This window comes from Microbacterium sp. NPDC059771 (assembly GCF_042732495.1).
GTDB classification, from domain to species: Bacteria; Actinomycetota; Actinomycetes; order Actinomycetales; family Microbacteriaceae; genus Microbacterium; species Microbacterium sufflavum.
This window is the reverse complement of sequence record NZ_JBHWHK010000002.1, coordinates 615,215-635,142: the sequence shown is the minus strand read 5'-3', so window position 1 is coordinate 635,142 and position 19,928 is coordinate 615,215. Positions and strand designations below refer to the sequence as shown.

At 70.6% G+C, this 19,928-nt stretch carries 20 protein-coding genes and 2 tRNA genes; 9 read left to right on the top strand and 13 right to left on the bottom strand.

What is annotated here, in order from left to right:
- The first annotated feature begins 51 nt into the window (after window positions 1-51).
- From pstC to pstB, 3 genes are read left to right on the top strand one after another with little or no spacing between them, the layout of a single operon-like run.
- The gene (pstC, locus tag ACFV3I_RS16960) at window positions 52-1,035 is read left to right on the top strand and encodes a phosphate ABC transporter permease subunit PstC (protein WP_136031470.1); all 984 of its coding nucleotides are present in this window, start codon (window positions 52-54) and stop codon (window positions 1,033-1,035) included.
- 1 nt (window position 1,036) lies between these two features.
- Window positions 1,037-2,131: a phosphate ABC transporter permease PstA gene (gene pstA, locus ACFV3I_RS16955; RefSeq protein ID WP_378823731.1), complete on the top strand. Its 1,095-nt coding sequence runs from the start codon at window positions 1,037-1,039 to the stop codon at window positions 2,129-2,131.
- 26 nt (window positions 2,132-2,157) lie between these two features.
- Window positions 2,158-2,937 (top strand): phosphate ABC transporter ATP-binding protein PstB, encoded by a 780-nt coding sequence (gene pstB, locus ACFV3I_RS16950; protein ID WP_136031466.1) that lies wholly within the window; start codon window positions 2,158-2,160, stop codon window positions 2,935-2,937.
- 60 nt (window positions 2,938-2,997) lie between these two features.
- Here pstB and ACFV3I_RS16945 read toward each other — a convergent pair whose 3' ends face one another.
- The 5 genes from ACFV3I_RS16945 to ACFV3I_RS16925 form a co-directional block, all read right to left on the bottom strand.
- Window positions 2,998-3,882, bottom strand: a complete 885-nt coding sequence (locus ACFV3I_RS16945; RefSeq protein WP_136035811.1) for an aminodeoxychorismate lyase — start codon at window positions 3,880-3,882, stop codon at window positions 2,998-3,000.
- A gap of 166 nt (window positions 3,883-4,048) precedes the next feature.
- A complete protein-coding gene (locus ACFV3I_RS16940) occupies window positions 4,049-4,678 on the bottom strand; it encodes a DNA-directed RNA polymerase subunit beta (RefSeq protein WP_378823729.1) in 630 nt (209 codons plus the stop codon).
- Between the two features lie 28 nt (window positions 4,679-4,706).
- On the bottom strand, window positions 4,707-5,510 hold the full coding sequence (locus ACFV3I_RS16935; RefSeq protein WP_378823727.1) for an anti-sigma factor domain-containing protein: 804 nt from the start codon (window positions 5,508-5,510) through the stop codon (window positions 4,707-4,709).
- A complete protein-coding gene (gene sigK, locus ACFV3I_RS16930) occupies window positions 5,507-6,109 on the bottom strand; it encodes an ECF RNA polymerase sigma factor SigK (RefSeq protein WP_247982028.1) in 603 nt (200 codons plus the stop codon). Before sigK ends, ACFV3I_RS16935 begins: the two co-directional genes overlap by 4 nt.
- A gap of 31 nt (window positions 6,110-6,140) precedes the next feature.
- On the bottom strand, window positions 6,141-7,853 hold the full coding sequence (locus ACFV3I_RS16925) for a cytochrome c biogenesis protein DipZ (RefSeq protein ID WP_136031458.1): 1,713 nt from the start codon (window positions 7,851-7,853) through the stop codon (window positions 6,141-6,143).
- A 177-nt stretch (window positions 7,854-8,030) separates the two neighbouring features.
- Here ACFV3I_RS16925 and ACFV3I_RS16920 point away from each other — a divergent pair, with 177 nt between their 5' ends.
- The 3 genes from ACFV3I_RS16920 (at window position 8,031) to ACFV3I_RS16910 (ending at window position 9,682) form a co-directional block, all read left to right on the top strand.
- Window positions 8,031-8,690, top strand: a complete 660-nt coding sequence (locus ACFV3I_RS16920) for a fasciclin domain-containing protein (protein ID WP_136031456.1) — start codon at window positions 8,031-8,033, stop codon at window positions 8,688-8,690.
- Window positions 8,691-8,821: 131 nt separating this feature from the next.
- Window positions 8,822-8,894: transfer RNA gene (locus ACFV3I_RS16915), tRNA-Lys, on the top strand.
- Window positions 8,895-9,136: 242 nt separating this feature from the next.
- Window positions 9,137-9,682 (top strand): type 1 glutamine amidotransferase domain-containing protein, encoded by a 546-nt coding sequence (locus tag ACFV3I_RS16910; RefSeq protein ID WP_378823725.1) that lies wholly within the window; start codon window positions 9,137-9,139, stop codon window positions 9,680-9,682.
- Between the two features lie 3 nt (window positions 9,683-9,685).
- Here ACFV3I_RS16910 and ACFV3I_RS16905 read toward each other — a convergent pair whose 3' ends face one another.
- Entirely contained in the window at window positions 9,686-10,204 is a 519-nt protein-coding gene (locus tag ACFV3I_RS16905; RefSeq protein ID WP_247637602.1) for a CGNR zinc finger domain-containing protein, read from the bottom strand.
- Between the two features lie 25 nt (window positions 10,205-10,229).
- On the opposite strand from ACFV3I_RS16905, the gene ACFV3I_RS16900 reads away from it, so the two are divergent.
- Window positions 10,230-10,472 carry a hypothetical protein gene (locus ACFV3I_RS16900; RefSeq protein WP_378823723.1) on the top strand — a complete coding sequence of 81 codons (243 nt, stop codon included), beginning with the start codon at window positions 10,230-10,232 and terminating at the stop codon, window positions 10,470-10,472.
- A gap of 21 nt (window positions 10,473-10,493) precedes the next feature.
- Here ACFV3I_RS16900 and ACFV3I_RS16895 read toward each other — a convergent pair whose 3' ends face one another.
- Both ACFV3I_RS16895 and ACFV3I_RS16890 read right to left on the bottom strand, forming a co-directional pair.
- Window positions 10,494-11,027: a DUF1697 domain-containing protein gene (locus tag ACFV3I_RS16895; protein WP_378823721.1), complete on the bottom strand. Its 534-nt coding sequence runs from the start codon at window positions 11,025-11,027 to the stop codon at window positions 10,494-10,496.
- On the bottom strand, window positions 11,024-11,605 hold the full coding sequence (locus tag ACFV3I_RS16890; protein WP_136044500.1) for an isochorismatase family protein: 582 nt from the start codon (window positions 11,603-11,605) through the stop codon (window positions 11,024-11,026). Before ACFV3I_RS16890 ends, ACFV3I_RS16895 begins: the two co-directional genes overlap by 4 nt.
- A gap of 91 nt (window positions 11,606-11,696) precedes the next feature.
- Between ACFV3I_RS16890 and ACFV3I_RS16885 the strand changes: the two genes are divergently transcribed.
- Together ACFV3I_RS16885 and ACFV3I_RS16880 are read left to right on the top strand one after the other, a co-directional pair.
- A complete protein-coding gene (locus ACFV3I_RS16885) occupies window positions 11,697-12,371 on the top strand; it encodes a HEAT repeat domain-containing protein (protein ID WP_378823719.1) in 675 nt (224 codons plus the stop codon).
- A gap of 3 nt (window positions 12,372-12,374) precedes the next feature.
- On the top strand, window positions 12,375-13,364 hold the full coding sequence (locus tag ACFV3I_RS16880) for a MerR family DNA-binding transcriptional regulator (RefSeq protein ID WP_378823717.1): 990 nt from the start codon (window positions 12,375-12,377) through the stop codon (window positions 13,362-13,364).
- An 84-nt stretch (window positions 13,365-13,448) separates the two neighbouring features.
- On the opposite strand, the gene ACFV3I_RS16875 is transcribed toward ACFV3I_RS16880, so the two are convergent.
- The 5 genes from ACFV3I_RS16875 to topA form a co-directional block, all read right to left on the bottom strand.
- Window positions 13,449-13,521: transfer RNA gene (locus tag ACFV3I_RS16875), tRNA-Thr, on the bottom strand.
- Between the two features lie 70 nt (window positions 13,522-13,591).
- On the bottom strand, window positions 13,592-15,145 hold the full coding sequence (locus tag ACFV3I_RS16870) for an alpha/beta hydrolase (RefSeq protein ID WP_378823715.1): 1,554 nt from the start codon (window positions 15,143-15,145) through the stop codon (window positions 13,592-13,594).
- Entirely contained in the window at window positions 15,142-16,299 is a 1,158-nt protein-coding gene (locus ACFV3I_RS16865) for a DNA polymerase III subunit delta' (RefSeq protein ID WP_136032182.1), read from the bottom strand. Before ACFV3I_RS16865 ends, ACFV3I_RS16870 begins: the two co-directional genes overlap by 4 nt.
- 87 nt (window positions 16,300-16,386) lie before the next feature.
- Window positions 16,387-17,016: a dTMP kinase gene (tmk, locus tag ACFV3I_RS16860; protein WP_136032180.1), complete on the bottom strand. Its 630-nt coding sequence runs from the start codon at window positions 17,014-17,016 to the stop codon at window positions 16,387-16,389.
- A complete protein-coding gene (gene topA, locus ACFV3I_RS16855) occupies window positions 17,013-19,898 on the bottom strand; it encodes a type I DNA topoisomerase (RefSeq protein ID WP_378823713.1) in 2,886 nt (961 codons plus the stop codon). The genes tmk and topA overlap by 4 nt, the downstream gene beginning before the upstream one ends.
- Window positions 19,899-19,928: the final 30 nt, after the last annotated feature.

Here is a 19,928-nt window from a genome sequence, read left to right as displayed (position 1 = left end):
CCGCCGGGTCAGCACCCGATCCATCTCCACCCGGCCCGAAACAGGGAGATCATGAGCACGACCGCGCAGGAGCCCACCACGGCACCGGCACCGACCCCGGCGCCGCCCGCACCGATCAAGGCCAAGCAGCGACTCGGCGACCGGGTGTTCTCCGGCACCGCACTCGGAGCGGGGATCATCATCCTCGTCGTGCTCGCCCTCGTCGCCGCGTTCCTCATCATCCAGAGCCTTCCGGCCTTCCAGCTCGACACCACCGACAACCACATCCTGCGCGGCGAATCCTTCTGGGCCTATGTCTGGCCGCTCGTCTTCGGCACGCTGTGGGCCTCGTTCATCGCCCTGATCATCGCGGCCCCCATCGCCATCGGCATCGCGCTGTTCATCTCGCACTACGCGCACCGCCGACTCGCGGCCGTGCTCGGCTACATCATCGACCTGCTCGCGGCCGTGCCGTCCGTGGTCTTCGGCCTGTGGGGCGGACTCGTGCTCGCCCCGCTGCTCCAGCCGATCTACGTCTGGCTGAACGACAACGCCTCCTGGGTGCCCTTCTTCGGCGGTCAGGTTTCCGCCACGGGCAAGACCATCCTCACCGCGGCCCTCGTCCTCGCCGTGATGTGCATCCCGATCATGACCGCCATCTGCCGCGAGGTCTTCCTGCAGACGCCGAAGCTGCACGAGGAGGCCGCCCTGGCCCTCGGCGCCACCCGCTGGGAGATGGTGCGCATGGCCGTGCTCCCCTTCGCCCGCGGCGGCATGGTCTCCGCCGCGATGCTCGCGCTCGGGCGGGCCCTGGGCGAGACCATGGCCGTGACCATGGTGCTCTCCCCCTCGGCGGTCGTGAGCTTCCTGGTGCTCACCGCCACGAACCCCACGCCGATCCCCGCGAACATCGCCCTCGCCTTCCCCGAGGCACACGGCACGGGCGTCAACACGCTCATCGCGACCGGCCTCATCCTCTTCGTCGTGACCTTCGCGGTCAACGCCGTGGCGCGCTGGATCGTCGCCCGCCGCGCCGAGTTCTCTGGAGCGAACTGACATGACCGTCCTCACCAGCGCTCCCACGACGCCGAGCGCCTCCCTCACCTCCGGCCGCCTCCCGAAGTGGGCGCCGTGGGCTCTGCTCGGCGTCTCGTTCGCGGTCTCCGCGGCCGTGTTCGGCGTCGCCGCCGCGGGGTCGCACACGCCCCTCGCCGACTTCAACATCGCGGGCACCGTGATCGTCGGCATCCTGCTCTACATGGTGATCATCACGGTGATCTCGTCGATCGCCGAGAGCCGCCGCAAGGCCGTGGACCGGCTCATGACGGCCCTCGTCGCCACCGCCTTCCTGATCGCGCTGCTGCCGCTCGTGTCGCTGCTGTGGACCGTGGTGGCGAACGGCATCGAACGCTTCGACGCCGAGTTCTTCAGCTACTCCATGCGCAACGTGGTCGGCGACGGCGGCGGCATCGTGCACGCCATCTGGGGCACCGTGCTGATCACCCTGACGGCCACGATCATCTCGGTCCCGATCGGGCTCATGACCTCGATCTACCTGGTCGAGTACGGGCGCGGGAAGATCGCGAAGGCCATCACGTTCTTCGTCGACGTGATGACGGGCATCCCGTCGATCGTCGCCGGTCTGTTCATCTACGCCGTGTTCGCGCTGCTGCTGCGACCGGGCATCTCGATGGGCTTCATGGGTGCGCTCGCCCTCGCCGTGCTGATGACCCCGGTCGTCGTCCGCGGCAGCGAGGAACTGCTGCGCATCGTCCCGAACGAACTGCGCGAGGCCTCCTACGCGCTGGGCGTGCCGAAGTGGCTGACGATCCTCAAGGTCGTGCTGCCCACCTCCATCGCCGGCATCATGACCTCGGTCATGCTCGCGATCTCCCGCGTGATCGGTGAGACCGCCCCGCTGCTGCTGACCGCCGGCTTCACGCAGAGCCTCAACACGAACATCTTCGACGGTCAGATGATGACCCTGCCGGTGTTCGCCTACAACCAGTACATGAACCAGGGCACCAACCCCGACGCCGCTGTCGCGCGCGCCTGGGCCGCCGCCCTCACCCTCATCCTCATCGTCATGGTGCTGAACCTCCTCGCGCGTCTGATCGCGAAGTGGTTCGCCCCGAAACTCTCCGGCCGCTGAGCCCGAACCTCAGAACAGGAAACCCCGTGTCCAAGAGCATCGAAGTCAACGACCTCAACGTCTACTACGGCAACTTCCTCGCCGTCGAAGGCGTCTCCCTCGACATCCAGCCGCGCAGCGTGACGGCGTTCATCGGCCCCTCCGGCTGTGGCAAGTCCACCTTCCTGCGCACACTCAACCGCATGCACGAGGTCATCCCCGGCGCCCGCGTCGAAGGAGAGGTGCTGCTCGACGGCAAGGACCTGTACGGCGCCGGCGTCGACCCGGTGCTCGTGCGCCGCCAGGTGGGCATGGTGTTCCAGCGCCCCAACCCGTTCCCCACGATGTCGATCAAGGAGAACGTGCTCGCGGGCGTCAAGCTCAACAACAGCCGCATGTCCAAGAGCGACCAGGACGACCTGGTCGAGAAGTCGCTCACCGGCGCGAACCTCTGGAACGAGGTCAAGGACCGGCTCGACCGCCCCGGCTCCGGCCTCTCCGGCGGTCAGCAGCAGCGTCTGTGCATCGCCCGCGCGATCGCGGTGTCGCCCGAGGTGCTGCTGATGGACGAGCCGTGCTCGGCGCTCGACCCCATCTCGACGTACGCGATCGAGGAGCTGATCGGCGAGCTCAAGAACGAGTTCACGATCGTGATCGTGACCCACAACATGCAGCAGGCGAGCCGTGTCTCGGACAAGACGGCGTTCTTCAACATCGCCGGCACCGGCAAGCCCGGCAAGCTCATCGAGTACGACGACACGACGTCGATCTTCACCACGCCGTCGGTGCAGGCGACGGAGGACTACGTCTCCGGCCGCTTCGGCTGAACCGCCGGTACGACAAGGGCCCGGGTGCGACGGCACCCGGGCCCTTCCGTGTCTGCGGCCTCAGTCGCGCGGCGAGAGCAGGTACGCGTTGAGCTCGTCCGTGAGCGCGGCATCCACTGGCAGCGGCACACCGTCGACCGCGGTGATGGCCGCCGCGAGACGCACGCTCGACACCAGCCACGCCGCATCGGCCCGGGTGAGGTCGCCCGCGGGGATGCGGTCGTAGCCGACCTCGAAGCCGCGCGCGCTGAGGTGGTCGTACACGCTGAGCTGTGTGGTGCCGTGCAGGATCCCGCCGTTCGGCGCCGGGGTCGTGAACCGGTCGCCGAAGCGCAGGAGGAGCGAGGCCGTCGGCGCCTCCAGCACGAAGCCGTCGCTCGAGAGGAACACCGCGTCGTCGGCCCCGCGCCGCTTGGCCTCGCGCAGCGCCGCCATGTTCACCGCGTACGACAGGGTCTTGGCGCCCAGCAGCAGCCACGGCGCCCGCTCGGCGGCACCGAGGTCGTACCCGCGGTCGAGCGTGACCACCTTCACGCCGTCGCGGCGCACGGCGGAGAAGTCCGCGGCGGGAGCGGCCGTGACCCAGGCGGTGGGTGTGGGTCCGTGCTCCACGCCGCGACTGAGGATCAGCTTGATGACCGACTCCCCCGCGCCGAGCTGCGCCGCGGCCCGCTGCACCGCCTGCCGCCACTGCTCGAGGTTCGGCTCCGGGAGGTCGCACAGTCGCGCGGAGTGTGCCAGTCGCTCCAGGTGCGGCACGACCTCCTGCGCATGACCGTCGACGACGCCGATCGACTCGAACACGCCGTCCCCCCGCTGGGTGCTCAGCTCGCCGACGCTCAGGGCCGGAGCCGTGGCGTCGACCTGCGTGAACGTGCCGGTGTAGTCGTCGCGCTGCTCGTCGGCGGCGACGGGGTCGAGCATGAGGGCGAAGCGTCGGGTCATGCCACGAGCCTAGAACGCCGGGAATACCTGTCGCGCGCTCGCGTTACACTGGAGTGGCCGGGCCGCATAACCCCGGGCTCCAATTTTCGCCGCTGCGAGCGGCCTTCCGCCGAGAGGCGTTCTTGCGGCCCGGTCTTTCTCTGTCCGGGCGCCGGCCGCGGCGCTGTCAGGCCAGCGCGCCCATGCGCCACAGCGCGGCCGAGGCCGAGAGGTCCTGCGCGTACGTGCTCAACCGCAGCGCCCGCGTGGTCAGCTCGCTCGCGCGCTCCGGCTCCGTCACCTCGTAGTCGTCCGCGGTGTGCGTCGCGCCGGAGGCCTGCACGCGGCAGAACGCCGCCGCCCGGTCGAGCGCCACCGCGAAGTCGCCCCGGAAGGCACCGCGGAGGATCGTGTCGATCAGCGCGACCAGCTCGTCCGGGCTCGCCGGCACCGGGGCACCCGCCACCACGGCGTCGGCGGAGGAAAGCTCGACGCGACCGCGGTCGTACAGGAGCGCGGCGGTGCGCGGGTCGCCGTGGATCGCGAGCTGCAGCACGTACAGGCGCCACAGCGAGCCCGGCAGCGTGCGCGACGGCGCGGTGGACCACAGCTCGGCGATCTCGTCGATGCCGTGCTCCCGCGTGAACGCGATCAGCCGTTCCACGCTCGCGCCGGTCTCGTCCTCGCGCACGCGCGTCAGCAGCGCGGAGGCCGTGGCGTGCGCGACCCTGCTCTCCTCCGCGGGGTCGCTCGACCCCACGATGTTGTCGAACGCGTGGGAGGGGCGGCGCACGGGCCGGTGGTGCTGCTCGGGCATCCCTCCAGGGTACGCCCGCCGCCGCGACTCAGGCCGTGGGGATGACGATGACCGGATCCGTGGTGGGCTGCCCGGACGGCGAGCCGCCCTCCTGCTCCACGGTCACCGCGATCGCGTCACCCGCCCGCATCTCGCCCTCGAGCAGCGCGGTCGCCGCACCGTCCTCCGGGTCGAACACACCGGCCGCGATCGGTTCCTCGCCGCGCACGAACCACAGCTCGTACGTCTTGCCGGCGTCGGTCTCGGGCAGACCGTCCGTCACGAGCACGGCCTTGCCGACCGAGCCCGACCAGTGGGCGGTGGCCGTGGCCCCGCCGTCGAGCTCGACCGTGGCCTGCTGCGCATCGCCTGCGGCCTCGATCTCCTGCAGCGCCACGACGCTGGCGGGACGGGTGAGCTGTGCGTTGAGCGCCACCGCTCCGATGCCGACGCCGACCAGCAGCGCCAGGCATGCGGCGAGCGCGAAGGCCAGGCGGGTCCAGCGGCGGGGGGCGCGGACGGCGGGCTCCTCGGGGCCACCGGCGGACGCGACCCCGGGGGTGCGCCCCGCGGTGTCGTGCGCGTCGGTGTCGTGCGCGTCGGTGTCGTGTGGGTCGGTGTCGCCCTGCGGCGTCTGGGCGATCTGGGCGAGCAGAGCCGCACGAACGCCGGGCGGCGGGGCGATCGGCGTCACGCCCTCACCCAGCAGCGCGACGCTGTCCGCGTCGACGTCTGCCACGGCCGCCCACTCCGGATGCTCCACGAGTGCCCGGCGGTACCGGTTCTCGTCGTCGGCGGACAGCGCGTGGAGCGCGGCACCCGCCGCGAGTTCCGCGAAGTCCTTCTCGTTCATGCCGTCACCCCCATCGCCGTGCGGAGACGGGTCAGCCCGTCTCTCATCCGTGTCTTGATCGTCCCCAGCGGCGCCCCCACGAGCGCCGAAATCTCGTTCTGACTGTAACCGCCGTAGTAGGCCAGGACGAGCGCCTCCCGCTGCGCGTCAGGAAGCCCTGACAGCGCCGCGACGACCCGCTCTCCCTCGATGCCCAGCTCCACCCGCTCCGCGACACTGTCGTGCGCGACACCGAGGTCTTTGAAGCCGGCTCGCACATCGCGGTCGGCGCTCGACTGCGATGCCCGCACCCGGTCGACGGCCCGTCGATGGGCGATGGTCATCACCCAGGTTCGTCCCTGTCCTCTGTTCGGAGCGAACCGCGAAGCGGATTGCCAGATCTCCAGGAACACCTCCTGGAGCACCTCCTCGCTCTGCGCGCGGTTGACCAGCACGCGGAGGATGAGGCCGAAGACCCGCGGGGACAGGGAGTCGTACAGCTCGGCGAAGGCAGCCTGATCACCGGACGCGACGCGGACGAGGAGGTCGGCGACGGCATCCTGCGGCGCTGCCCCGTCCTCCGGGACGTCCATCCCGTCGATGACCATCTCCATAAGCATGCCGTATCTCCTCCCCGTTCCCGCGCAGACGTCACCCGAATGTGAAGGAATAGACCTCGACACCGGCCGGGACCTCGAGCGTGAGCGTTCCCTTCGCGATGTCGCCCTGCTCGACCAGGCCGTACGAGCGAGGCGTCCCGTCGATCGCGATGGTCTGCTCCTCGCCGTCCTGATCGCGCACCACGACCTCACCCGAGCCCGCCACCACCATCCGCACCTCGCCCGCGCGATACTCCAGGCGGATGCGTCCGTCGTCGCTCGTCGGGGTCACGTACTGCGTCTCGACCGTCCAGTCGCCGTCCAGCGCGAAGCTGTCGTCGGGCTGGTCCTTCGGGAACGAGAAGCTGCCCTCACCGCGGCGGTACTCGTCCCCGCCGCCGTAGTTCACGTCCTTCGACGAGCCGAGGAAGGTCTCCCGTGTCGTCGAGCCGAGCTCCGGCGTCTCGTCCTTCACGTCCGTCGCCGGCGGCAGCTGCACGTCCGGATCCGCGTCTTGCAGCAGCTCCCGGATCATCGACTCGGTCGCCGCGTAGTTGCCCTCGCCGAAGGAGATGTGGCGCACGGTGCCGTCCGCGTCGATCAGGTAGTGCGCCGGCCAGTAACGGTTGCGGTAGTTCGTCCAGGTCGACAGGGTGTTGTCGAGCGCGACGGGATACGCGATGCCGAAGTCGCGCACGCCCGCGGCGACGTTGCCCGGATCCTTCTCGAACGCATACTCGGGCGAGTGGATCCCGATGACCTGCAGTCCGGCGTCGCGGTACGCCTCGTCCCAGGCCACCACGTGCGGGATCGACCGCTGGCAGTTGATGCACGAGTACGCCCAGAAGTCGATCAGCACGACCTGCCCCCGCAGGTCCTTCAGGTCGATCGCCTCGCCGTCGGGCGTGTTCAGCCACTGCTGGATGCCCTTGATCGACGGGGCAGTGCCGCACGACTCGAGCTCGGTCGCACCGTTCGTGCACTGGTCGAGGTCCTTGTTCTCGTCGTTGACCAGGCCACCGAGGTCCAGCGCGTCCTGCACCTGCTCGGAGTCGGCGATCTGCTCCTGCAGCGGAGCCGTGTAGTCGGGAAGGAGCCGCTGCAGCGCCTGCGGCACGTTGAACACGAGCCCCACGGCGAGTGCGATCATGGCGATGCCGGCGGCGATGCGCAGTGCGCGCTCCTTCGAGCGGAAGGCGCGGATGCGCTCCACCACGCTGCGACCCGCGAGCGCGAACACCAGCAACGGGACGGCCACGCCGATCGCGAACGACACCGTGAGGAGCACCGTGCCCACGCCGATCTGGCCGGTCGAGCCCGCCACGATGATCGCCGCGAGGACCGGTCCGGCGCACGGCACGAACACCGCGCCGAGGGCCAGTCCGACACCGAAGCCGTTGCCCCGGTTCTTCACCTCACGCTGCCCGAAGCGCTGGAACGGCCGCTCCAGGAGGTGCTGGAACCGCGGCACGATCAGGCCGACGCCGATCACGACCAGCACCGCGATGCCCACCCAGCGGATGATGTCCTGCGGCAGGTTCAGCAGACCCAGGATCAGCGAACCCACGAGCGTCACCAGCGTGAAGCTGAGCACGAGTCCCGCGATCACGAAGTACGGGCGGCTTCGCCGGGCGGGCACCGCCTCTCCGTCGTAGGCCGCCGACTGCGCGCCGCCGGTGAGGAAGATCACCGGGAGCACGGGCAGGATGCACGGCGAGATGCCGGTGATGAGCCCGCCGAGCAGGCCGATGATGATCAGGTCCATGAGGTCCTCGCTTCTGTCAGGCTCTGTTCGCTCCGGGCCGCCCAATGGATTGGATCGGACCCCGCGAGGGAGGATTCGCGAACTTTTTCCGAATTCGTCCCATCCGATCCCGAGACGGTTCCGAACACCGGTCAACGCCACGGAGAGGCCGTGGCCGGAGTTTCGAAGGAGCTCGACATGTTCAGCACCAAGAAGAAGGTCACCGCAGCAGTCACCCTGGGTCTGGCGAGCGCATTCCTGCTCTCCGCGTGTTCCATGGGCAGCGGCAGCACGACGGAGGAGTCGTCGGAGCCGAAGGCCCCCGAGACGTCGGAGTCGACGCCGATGGAGATGGACCCCGCCGCGAACCTCGTGGGCCCGGGCTGCGCGGCCTACGCCGAAGAGGTCCCGGACGGCGCCGGTTCCATCCAGGGCATGTCGCAGGACCCGGTCGCGGTCGCCGCGTCGAACAACCCGATGCTGACCACGCTGGTGGCCGCGGTGAGCGGCCAGCTCAACCCCGACGTGAACCTGGTCGACACGCTCAACGGTGACGAGTTCACCGTGTTCGCGCCGGTCGACGACGCGTTCGCGAAGATCGACCCCGCCACGATCGAGGCCCTGAAGACCGACAGCGCGACGCTGACGTCGATCCTCACCTACCACGTGGTGCCCGGCCAGATCGAGCCGGCCGACATCGCCGGCATGCACACGACCGTGCAGGGCGCGGACCTCGAGGTGACCGGCAGCGGTGACCAGTGGATGGTCAACGACGCCAACGTCATCTGCGGCGGCGTGCAGACCGCGAACGCGACCGTGTACCTGATCGACTCGGTCCTGATGCCCCCGGCGCAGTAAGCGCGGGGAGGTGCCGGGCGACCCGACCGGCACACGGCCTTCTCTGATCGGGAGGAGTCAGGGAAGGTGAAAGGGCCGTCGGCGAGCTGTGCGCCGACGGCCCTTCGTCGTGCGCCCTAGACTGGGAGCACGGGCCTCTAGCTCAGTTGGCAGAGCATCGGACTTTTAATCCGCGGGTCGTGGGTTCGAGCCCCACGGGGCCCACCGTCATTCCTCCGTCGCCACCCCTGCGGGTGCGTGCGGCGACACGACCGTGGCCGGGTCGATGCGGCGTGCACCGGGGTGGTCGCCATCGCCTGCTCATCCCCCTCCAGCGCGACCTCGCGTGAGCCCGCCCTCGTATCATCCGCGCGGCCTCCTGGCCACCCCCTGTCCGCGCTCCTGGCCCCCGAGAGAGGGTGATGGTGCGCCCGGATCCGGGCGACTCCCCAGCGAAAGGACAGACGATGACTCTCAGCGGAAACCGCGTGGCGTTCCTGGCGACCGACGGCTTCGAGGACAGCGAGCTGACCAGCCCGTGGGAGGCCGTGACCGCGGAGGGCGCGAGCGCGACCATGATCGCCCCCGACGGCGCCGCCATCACCGGCAAGAACGGTCACGAGCAGGCGGTCGACCTGGCCGCGGCCGATGCCTCCGCCGACCAGTTCGACGCGCTCGTCCTCCCGGGCGGCGTGGTGAACGCCGACCACCTGCGCATGGACGAGGCGTCCATCGCACTCGCCCGCTCCTTCTTCGAGCAGCACAAGCCGGTCGGGGTGATCTGCCACGGCGCCTGGATCCTGATCGAGGCGGGCGTGGTCGACGGCCGCACCCTCACGAGCTACCTCAGCCTGAAGACCGACCTGCGCAACGCGGGCGCGAGCTGGGTGGACGAGGAGGTCGTGGTCGACGAGGGCCTCGTCTCCAGCCGCACCCCCGACGACCTCCCCGCCTTCAACGCGAAGCTGGTCGAGGAGATCGGCGAGGGCAAGCACGCGGGACAGACCGCCTGACCCTCACCCGACGCGCGCCCGATGGCGCCGCACGGCCGCCCGGTTCGCGCACCTCACGGAGCAGAACCGCTGGCGGCCGTTGCGCGTCACATCGGCGACCACGTTGCGGCAGGGTGCGGCCTCGCAGCGTCCGAGCCGGTTCATGCCGCGCGTGACCAGGTGCAGCGCGGTGCCGAGGTTGATGGTCGCGCGCAGCACGAACGGCAGGGACCGCACGTCGTCGCGGTAGTGCAGGTGCCACCCCTCGTCGTCGTGGTCGACGAGTCGCGGATAGGCGCCGGCGGCGGCGAGCTGCGCGTTCAGCAGGGCGGCGCGCTCGTCGGGGTCGGGCGCATCGACGATGGAGAGCCAGTCGTCGATCACCGCCCGCACCGCGGCGTGGTCGCCGTCGGCGGGCGGGAAGGTCTGCGTCATCCCGAGGGCGAGCGTGCGCTCCTCGATGCCCTGCCGGTCGGCCGGCCAGTCGTTGGCCAGCGACGCGGCCAGCAGCACGGCATACTCGCCGTAAGGGTTGAGATGCATAAGACCATTACATCACGCTGGTCCCATGACCGCCGCCGACACCCTCCCCGTCCCCCTCGTCCCGCCCGTCGACCGTCACGAGCACGCCTGGCTCGTGGAGTCGCGGCACTCCACCAGCGAGGGCGTCGTGCTCTACGTGCGCTGCCTCGACTGCGGCACGCGCCGGGTCGACGTCGCCGCGCATCCGCACCTCCCGCCGCGCGCGCTGAGCCGCCCCCTCGCCGCAGCTCCCGACGGCTCCGACGCCGCCGACGCCGACCAGCGATGAGGCCCCCGCGCCCTGCCCCGCTCAGGCCGTGAGGTCGATGAGCTTCTGCGTGGTGCGCAGGTTGCGGGCGGTTCCGGCCACCCCCAGGGCACGGTTGAGCACGCTCGTGGTGAGCTTCGTGGAGTGCACGCCGCCCTCGGCGTAATCGATCCACAGGTCCTGACCCACCAGCGCGATCCGCTCCCCTGGCACGAGTCGCTGCTCAAGCGCCGCGACCGCACCCGGCATGCGCGGCCCCTCCAGGAACATCGCGTGCACGTACCTCGCCTCGCCGTCGGGGAACGGCTGCGCGGCCGCCGTCGCCACGAGCTCCGCGTGCGTGCGGTGGATGACGGGCGTGTCGACGCCGAACTCCTCCGCGATCAGGCGGCGCACCGTCGCGCGGGCCGCCTCGGGGTCGTCGGGCGTCGCGCAGAGGATGTTGCCGCTGGCGATGTAGGTCGACACAGCGGCGAGCTCCGTCCGCTCCTCCAGCACCTCGCGCAGTCGCGCCATCGGCACGCTGTTGCGCCCGCTCACGTTGACCGCGCGCAGCAGCAGGACGCTGCGACTCACGCGTCGCCGCTCTCGGCCAGCACCGCGCCGGCGTGCACGAGCTCGGCCAGCGCAGCCTCGCTCGAGGGCGCGGCCACCCCGGCGATCAGGTCGGTGAGGACGCGGACCCGCACGCCGTGCGCGATGGCATCCAGCGCGGAGGCGCGCACGCAGTGGTCCGTCGCGATGCCGACGACATCGGCCGACACGACTCCGGCGGCCGAGAGCACGGCCCCGGCGGTGTCGCCGTCGTCGGTGATGCCCTCGAACAGCGAATACGCGGGCACACCCTGCCCCTTGCGGACGTGGTGGGTGACCGCGGTCGTGTCGAGCAGCGGGTCGTAGTCCGCGCCCGCCGTGCCCGCGACGCAATGGGCCGGCCACGTGTCGACGAAGTCGGGCGAGCCGGAGAAGTGTCCGCCGTTGTCGCCGTCCGCATCGTGCCAGTCGCGGGAGGCGAGGATCACGTCGTAGTCGGCCGCGTGCACGGCGAGAAAGGCGGAGACGGCCTCGGCGACCGCGTCTCCCCCCTCCACCGCGAGCGCCCCACCCTCCGTGAAGTCGTTCTGGACGTCGACGATGAGGAGTGCTCTGCTCATGCCTCGAGGGTACGCCGTGCGGGCGCCGTCGACCGGGCAGCGCTTGACCCTGTCATCGTGACAAGGTGTGGAATGGACGGCGGAGGCAACCATGACCGAACAGCATCCCCTCGACCCGGCGTCGCGACTGCGCGCTGCCCTGCAGGCGACCGCGTCCTCGGCGCGCCTGCAGGCCGCTCTCACGGCCGGCACCATGCCGAACCCCTGCTACATCGACGTGCTCGTCGAGCAGAGCGCGGTGGAGCCCGACTTCTTCGTGCGCGACATGCTCACGTGGGCACTCACCCGACACGACGCCGAGCCGACCGTGGACCGCCTCCTGCCGGAGCTGCGGTCACCCGTGGCGCAGGCCAGGAGCCAGGCCCTGCACACGCTGTCGAAGATCGGCGACCGTCGTGCCTGGCCCGCGGTGTCGCCCGAGCTGCTGCGCGACGACGACCCCGAGGTCGCACGCGCGGCGTGGCGCGCCGCGGCGGGGCTCGTGCCGGACGAGGAGCGGCCGGCGCTCGCGCGGGAGCTGGCGACCCATCTCGGGCGCGGCGACCGGGAGCTGCAGCGCAGCCTCAGTCGGGCCATCGCGATGCTCGACGACGCGGGGGCCGCCGTGGCCGCCGCTGCCGCACACGACGCCGACCCCGCCGTGCGCGCGCATGCCCTGGCGACCGCGCGGCTGATCGACGACCCCGACGACGACTTCGGCGCGGCGATCCGAGAGGCGCAGCGGATCGTGGCGCTGCAGGCGTCTCCCGCTCCCGCGGAGGGCTGAGGCGTGCTGATCGGCGAGGTCGCGGCGCGCTCGGGCATCAGCGCGCGCATGCTGCGCCACTACGACCGCATCGGCCTGCTGTCGCCCAGCGAACGCACCGCGGGCGGGTACCGGGACTACTCGGACGCGGATCTTCGCCGGCTGTTCCACATCGAGAACCTGCGCTCGCTCGGCCTCCCGCTCGCGGACATCCCCGCAGCTCTCGCGGACGACGCCCGCGCGCCGTCCGACACGATCGAGCGGCTCCTGCATCGCACGCGCGCGCGGCTCGCGGTGCTCACCGAGCTGGCGGAGCGCCTCGAACAGGTGCGGTCGGGCGAGCCGCGGGACTGGTCCGACGCCCTGCGCATGGTGGAGCTCCTGCGGGGCCTGGAGGCGCCGGACGCGTCCGCGCGGCAGACGCTCGCCCTCACCGCGGACGCCGACCACGCGTCCACGGCCGTCCTCGTCGCGGCGCTGCTGCGGGAGGACGACCTCAACACCGCCGGGGCCCTGCTGTGGGCGGTCGCGCGGTCCGGGGACGATGCCGTGCCGACGCTGGAGCGAGGACTGCACGACGCCGAGGCCGCGCGTCGTCACCGCGCGATGCGCGCGCTGGAGAAGCTCGACACACCACGGGCGCGGGCCGCCCTCGGCGCGCCGATCGAGCACCCCGACCGGGAGATCGCGGCCGCGGCCGCCCGAGCGCGGGGCCGCGACGGGGACACGGCTATGATTCCCCGGCTGGTGGCGGACGTGGCAGCCGGGGTCGACGACGTCGCCGCCGCGGAGGTGCTCGAACGACTCGCGGAAGACCCCGCAGCCGCGCGGACCGTGGCCGAGCACGTGCAGCGTGCCGCCGACGGCGCCTCGGTCGTCGCGCGTCGGCGGCTCGCCGCCGCACTGGCGGGGGTTCGTGGCCTGAGCGCGGACGAGGCCCTGGGCGGATTCGCACGGGATGAGGATCGCGGGGTGGCGCTCACGGCGTCGGCACTCCTGGCACGGCGCACCTAGGCGTCGGTGCCGTGCCACGCCCGATGGCGCAGCTCCGCACACGCAGAAACCCCCGGGATCTCGAGGATCCCGGGGGTTTCACTGAGCCGCTTGTCAGAATCGAACTGACGACCTTTTCATTACGAGTGAAATGCTCTGCCGACTGAGCTAAAGCGGCGTGCGACGCGTGAGCGGCGCGATCACCGATATTACCCTGTCTCGGCCTCGCTCGCGAATCGAGCCCGCCCTCACTCGCAGCGCAGGCCGTCCTCGGGCACCACGTCGTCGAGCAGGAATCCCTCGACCGCGTCGTCGACGCAGGTGTTGCCCTTGTTGTAGCCGGTGTGCCCTTCGCCCACACGGGTGATCAGCACGCCCTCCTCCAGCTGGTCCGCGAGCGACTCGGACCACTCGTACGGCGTCGCCGGGTCATTGGTGGTACCGACGACGACGATGGGACCGGCGCCCTCCGCCGCGATCTCCCCGCGCGTCCCCGTCGGCGGATAGGGCCACACCTCGCAGGGGTCCGGGCCGGTCCAGTAGGGCGCGATCGTGGGTGCCCCCTCCGCGATCTTCGCGGTGATCGCCGCCTCGGCCGCCGGGTCGTCCTCCACCGGATAGTCCATGCAGTTGTACGCGCGGAAGGCCTCGCTGGAGTTGTCGATGTAGGTGCCGTTCTCCCGACCGTTGTAGAAGTCGGCGAGCACGAACGCGGTCGTGGGGTCGCCCTGCAGCGCCTCCTCCAGGGCCTGGGTGAGGTAGTCCCAGCTGTCCTGCGAGTACAGCGCGGCGATGATCGCGGTCATCAGCGCATCGGCGCCCATCAGCCGTCCGTCCCCGTTCTCGAGGGGGGTGCGGTCGGCGCTGGCCAGGAGCGCTCCGAGGTCGGCCATCGCCTCGTCGACCGAGCCGCTGAACGGGCAGTTGCCCGAATCGAGGCAGTTCTGCATGTACGCCCGCAGCGCCGACTCGAATCCCAGCGCCTGCGTGGCCCCGACCTCGAGTCCCGGGACGGAGGGGTCGATCGCCCCGTCCAGCACGAGGCGTCCGGCCTTCTCGGGGTAGAGCTGGGCGTAGGTGGCACCGAGGAACGTGCCGTACGAGTAGCCGAGGTAGTTGAGCTGCTTGTCTCCCAGCACCGCGCGGATCAGGTCCATGTCGCGGGCCGCGTTGACCGTGGTGATGTACGGCAGGATGCCGTCGCTGTTGGCGTCGCACGCCTCAGCGAAGGCGCGATGCCCGTCGAGCAGCTCCTGCTCCCACTCGGCGCTCCCCCGCTGGGCCTCGGGGATGCCGTAGAGGTAGTCGTCCATCTCGGCGTCGTCGTAGCAGGTGACGGCCGTCGACCCGCCCACCCCGCGGGGGTCGAAGCCGATCACGTCGTAGTTCTCGACCAGTGCGGGGCCGACCGCATAGCCGAGGCTGCTGAGCACCAGGTCGACCCCGCTCGCGCCGGGCCCGCCGGGGTTCGTGAGGAGCGAGCCGACCGCGGTGCCCTCGGCGCGATGCCGCACTACCGCGAGCTGGATCTCGCCGGAGCCGGGGTTCTCCCAGTCGAGAGGCGCCGTGACGTCGGTGCACTCGAAGCCGGTGCCGCACTCCGTCCAGTCCAGCTTCTGGGAGTAGTAGGGCAGCAGGTCGGCCGCGACACCCTCGGTGTCCGGCTCCTTCTCGCCCGCCGGGCGTGCCGACTGCTCGGGGATCATCGCGTAGAGGCAGCCCGAGAGGGCGACCGAGGCGACGGCCAGTCCGGCGATGAGCGCGGCCGCGCGACGCAGGCGCGACAGAGGGCGAGTGTTCACGGTTTCCTCCCGCTCGTGACCGTCACGAGCAAGCTCTCCAGGGCGAGCAGCGGAGCGACGTTGCGCTCCAGCGACTGCCGGGTCTCGGCAAGGTGGTCGAGGACGACCAGGGTCCGGGCGACGGGCCATGCCGCCGCGAGATCGACGAGTTCGGGGCGCAGTTCGCTGTTGATGAGGTCGTCACTGCGCCCGAACTGGAGCATCACGACATCACGGAACAGCGACTGCATGTCCGTGAGCACGCGGTCGATGCCGTCGCGCAGACTCCGCGTGGCCCGCTTCTTCTGCTCGTCTTCCAGCGCGGACACCTGCGGGCGGAGCGCCGGCGGCACGGCCTGCCCCTCCGCCACGCCCACGGTGCGCAACAGCGCGGCCCGTTCGTTCGCGTCGCGCTCGGCCGTGAGCGCCTTGGCGTCTTCGGTCGCCGCCTGGATGATGCGCCCGGCGACATCGACCGCGTCGTTCACACCGCGGACACCGATGACGGCGCGCAGCGTCTCTTCACGACGACGTCGTGCGGCATCATCGGTGGCGAGCCGCTGGGCCATCCCGATGTGCCGCTGCGCGTGACGCGCCGCCTGCTCGGCGACCGCCTCATCGACCCCCGTGCGGAGGCTGATGAGTCGTGCCACGTCGGCGACGTCGGGTTCCCGCAGCCGCAGCGACCGCACGCGCGAACGGATGGTGGGAAGCAGATCCGCCTCACTCGGCGCGCAGAGGATCCAGACCGTCTGCTCCGGGGGCTCCTCCAGAGCCTTGAGCAGAACGTTGGACGTGCGCTCCACCATGCGATCGGCGTCTTCGACGACGATGACGCGGTAGCGCCCGGCGGACGGGGCGAAGTACGAGCGTTCGACCAGGGATCGCGCCTCCGCGATAGTGATGATGACCTTGTCGGTGCGCAGCGCCGTGACGTCGGGATGGGTGCCGGCGAGGACCTGGCGCATGGTGGCCTCGTCATCGGGACCCTCGGCGATCAGCGCCGCGGCGAACGCGTACGCGAGCGTCGACCGCCCCGACCCCGGCGGGCCGGTGATCAGCCAGGCGTGGGACAGGGCCGACGGATCGGCTGCCGCCGCGCGCAGCGTGTCGACCGCCGCGTCCTGGCCCCAGACGTCCGCCCAGGGGAATGCGGGGGCGAGAGTCGGGGGCATGTCCTCAGCCTAATCGGGACCGCCGACGCCGCGGGGACGTCTCCCGTCATCCGTGGTCGCAGCCGTCCTTGTTCGGCCTGTGGAGGATCAGTCCAGGAGCTCAGCGACGCGAGCTCGGATCCGTTCCGCGATCGCCTCGGGCTGCTGTGCGGCATCGAGCACGAGGAAGCGCTCCGGCTCCGCGGCGGCCAGGTCGAGGTAGGCCTCGCGCACCCGCTCGTGGAACTCGGCCTGCTCGGCCTCGAGGCGGTCGAAGGGCTTGTCGGCCGAGTCGAGTCGGGTGCGCGCCGCGGCGGGATCGAGGTCGAGCAGCACCGTGAGATCGGGAAGTGCGCCCTCGGCCGCCCACAGCGACAGGTCCCGCACCTCGGCCGGGTCGAGCACCCGACCGGCACCCTGGTAGGCGACGGACGAGTCGAGGTAGCGGTCCTGCAGCACGACCTCACCGCGCGCGAGCGCCGGGCGCACGACCGTCGCGACGTGATGCGCCCGATCGGCGGCGTACAGGAGGGCCTCGGCGCGCGGCGCGATGTCCCCGCGATGGTGCAACACGATCTCGCGGATCAGCGTGCCGACCTCGGATCCCCCCGGCTCCCTGGTGCGCACCACGGTGCGCCCGCTCTGCTCCAGCCAGTCGGCGAGAACGTTCGCCTGAGTGGTCTTGCCCGAGCCGTCCCCGCCTTCGAGAGTGATCCAGGCGCCGCGGCTCGCGGTCACGAGCCGGCCTTCTCCGCTGCCTTCGCCGCCGCGTTCGCCGCGCGCGTCGCCGCCGCCTTCTTCGCCGCGGTCGAGCGCGCCGCCGACGTGGAGCCCGCGGATTTCCCGGTCTTCTTCGCCGCCGCCGCCTTCGCCGTCGTGGACTTCGCCGTCGTGGCCTTTCCGTCGGCGCTCGCCTTCTTCGCCGGAGCCTTCTTCGCCGGAGCCTTCTTCGCGGCGGTACGCGAGCCGCGCTTGGGCGCAGGGCCCTTCGCGCGCTTGTCGGCCAGCATCTGCACGGCGATCTCGAACGTGATGTCCTCGGGTTTCTGGCCGCGCGGGATCGTGACGTTCGTCTCACCGTCGGTCACGTAGGGACCGAAGCGACCGTCGCGCACGCGGATGGGCTTCCCGCTCACGGGGTCGGCGTCGAACTCGGCCAGCGCGCTCGAGGCGCGACGACCTGCACCGTACTTCGGCTGGGCGTAGATCTCGAGGGCCTGGTCGAGCGTCACGTCGAAGATCTGCGACTCGCTCTCGAGCGACCGCGAATCGGTGCCCTTCTTCAGGTACGGGCCGAATCGGCCGTTCTGCGCGGTGATCTCGTCGCCGGACTCCGGGTCGACGCCGACCACCCGCGGGAGGCTCAGCAACTGGAGCGCCGTGTCGAGGTCGAGCGTGTCCACCGACATCGAGCGGAACAGCGAGGCGGTCCGCGGCTTGGGCGCCGTCTCCTTCTTCGCACCTCGCTTGGGCTTGGGAGCCTCGACGACCTCACCGGTCGCCTCGTCGACCGCGGCGTCGTCCGAGACCGGGTCGTTCTCCTGCACGTACGGCCCGAACCGGCCGTCCTTGACGACGACGATCTTGCCGTTCTCCGGATTCGTGCCGAGCACGCGGTCCCCCGCCACCGGGGCGTCGATCAGCTCCTGCGCCTTCTCCGCCGTCAGCTCGTCGGGCGCCAGGTCCTCCGGCACGTTCACGATGCGCGGCTTCGCGTCCGGGTTCTCCGGGTCCGTGACCTCCAGGTAGGGGCCGTACTTGCCGAAGCGCAGCGTCGCGGTGTCGGTGATGCGCGTGGAGTTCAGGGCGCGCGCGTCGATCTCACCGAGGTTGTCGACGACCTGCCGCAGTCCCACGTGCGACTCCGAGCCGAAGTAGAACGACTTCAGCCATTCCACGCGGTTCTGCTCGCCCCGGGCGATCGTGTCGAGGTCGTCCTCCAGCGCCGCGGTGAAGTCGTAGTCGACCAGCTCGGCGAAGTGCTCCTCGAGCAACCGCACCACGCTGAACGCCAGCCACGTGGGCACGAGCGCCTGTCCGCGCTTGACCGCGTAGCCACGGTCGAGGATGGTCTCCGGGATCGTGGCGAAGGTCGACGGACGACCGATGCCCTTCTCCTCCAGCACCTTGACCAGCGACGCCTCGGTGTAGCGCGGCTTCGGGGTCGTGCGGTGGCCCTTGGCCTCGGCGTGGGAGACGGCGAGCTCATCCCCGACGGCGACGGCCGGGAGCGACTGGTTCTCGGCGGCGTCCGCGTCGCCGCGCTTCTCGTCGCGACCCTCCTCGTAGGCCTCCAGGAAGCCCTTGAAGGTGTAGACGGTGCCGGATGCGGTGAACTCGGCCGTCTGGCCATCGGCATCCACGGCGATCGTGACGGTCGTCGTCTCGTACTTGGCGTCCGCCATCTGGCTCGCGACCGTGCGCTTCCAGATCAGGTCGTAGAGACGCTGCTCCTCGCGGTCGAGCTCGGAGGACAGCGACGACGGCGTGCGGAAGTTCTCGCCGGAGGGACGGATGGCCTCGTGGGCCTCCTGGGCGTTCTTGCTCTTCGACTTGTAGACGCGCGGCTTGAGCGGCACCGCGCTGTCACCGTAGAGAGCCACAGCCTGGCTCCGCGCCGCCTGCACCGCCTGGGTGCTCAGCGCCGTGGAGTCGGTACGCATATAGGTGATGTACCCCTTCTCGTACAGGCGCTGGGCGACACTCATCGCCTGCTTGGCGCTCATCGAGAGCTTGCGACCCGCCTCCTGCTGCATGGTGGACGTCGTGAAGGGGGCGTACGGGCTCCGGGTGCCGGGCTTCGCCTCGACCTTGGTGACCGTCCCCGCCCCCGTGGCGTCGACGGCTCTGGCCAGTGCGGCAGCGCGTGCCTCGTCGAGCACCACGACGGCCTTCTTGAGCTTTCCGGTGTCATCGAAGTCGGTGCCGCGGGCGAGCTGGCCGCCGTCGACCCGGACGAGACGGATCCGGAAGGAGGTGCCGGTCGCGGCCGCGTCGGCGTCGACGTCCCAGTACTCAGCCGACACGAAAGCCATGCGCTCGCGCTCGCGGTCGACGATCAGACGCGTCGCCGCGGACTGCACCCGTCCGGCGGAGATCCCGGTCTTGACCTTGTACCAGAGCACCGGCGAGACGTCCCACCCGTACAGACGATCGAGGATACGGCGGGTCTCCTGCGCATCGACCAGGGCATGATCCAGCTCGCGCGTGTTCCCCACGGCGGCCTGGATCGCATCCTTGGTGATCTCGTGGAACACCATGCGCTTGACGGGCACCTTGGGCTTGAGGGTCTCGAGCAGGTGCCAGGCGATGGCCTCACCCTCACGGTCCTCATCGGTGGCGAGCAGGAGTTCGTCGGCGCTCTTCAGCGCACGCTTCAGCTCGGCGACCGTCTTGGTCTTGCGGTCGGAGACGACGTAGTACGGGTCGAACCCGTTGTCGATGTCGATCGAGTACTTCCCATACGCCTTCTTGTCGTCGGCGGGGATGTCCTTCTTGTCGGCGAGGTCGCGGATGTGGCCGACGGAGCTGAGCACCTCGTAGCCGTCGCCGAGGTATCCCTGAATAGACCGCATCTTCGTCGGGGACTCGACGATGACGAGCTTCTTGCCTTCAGCCAAGGGTGCGTCCTTTCTTCGAAGCACACCATA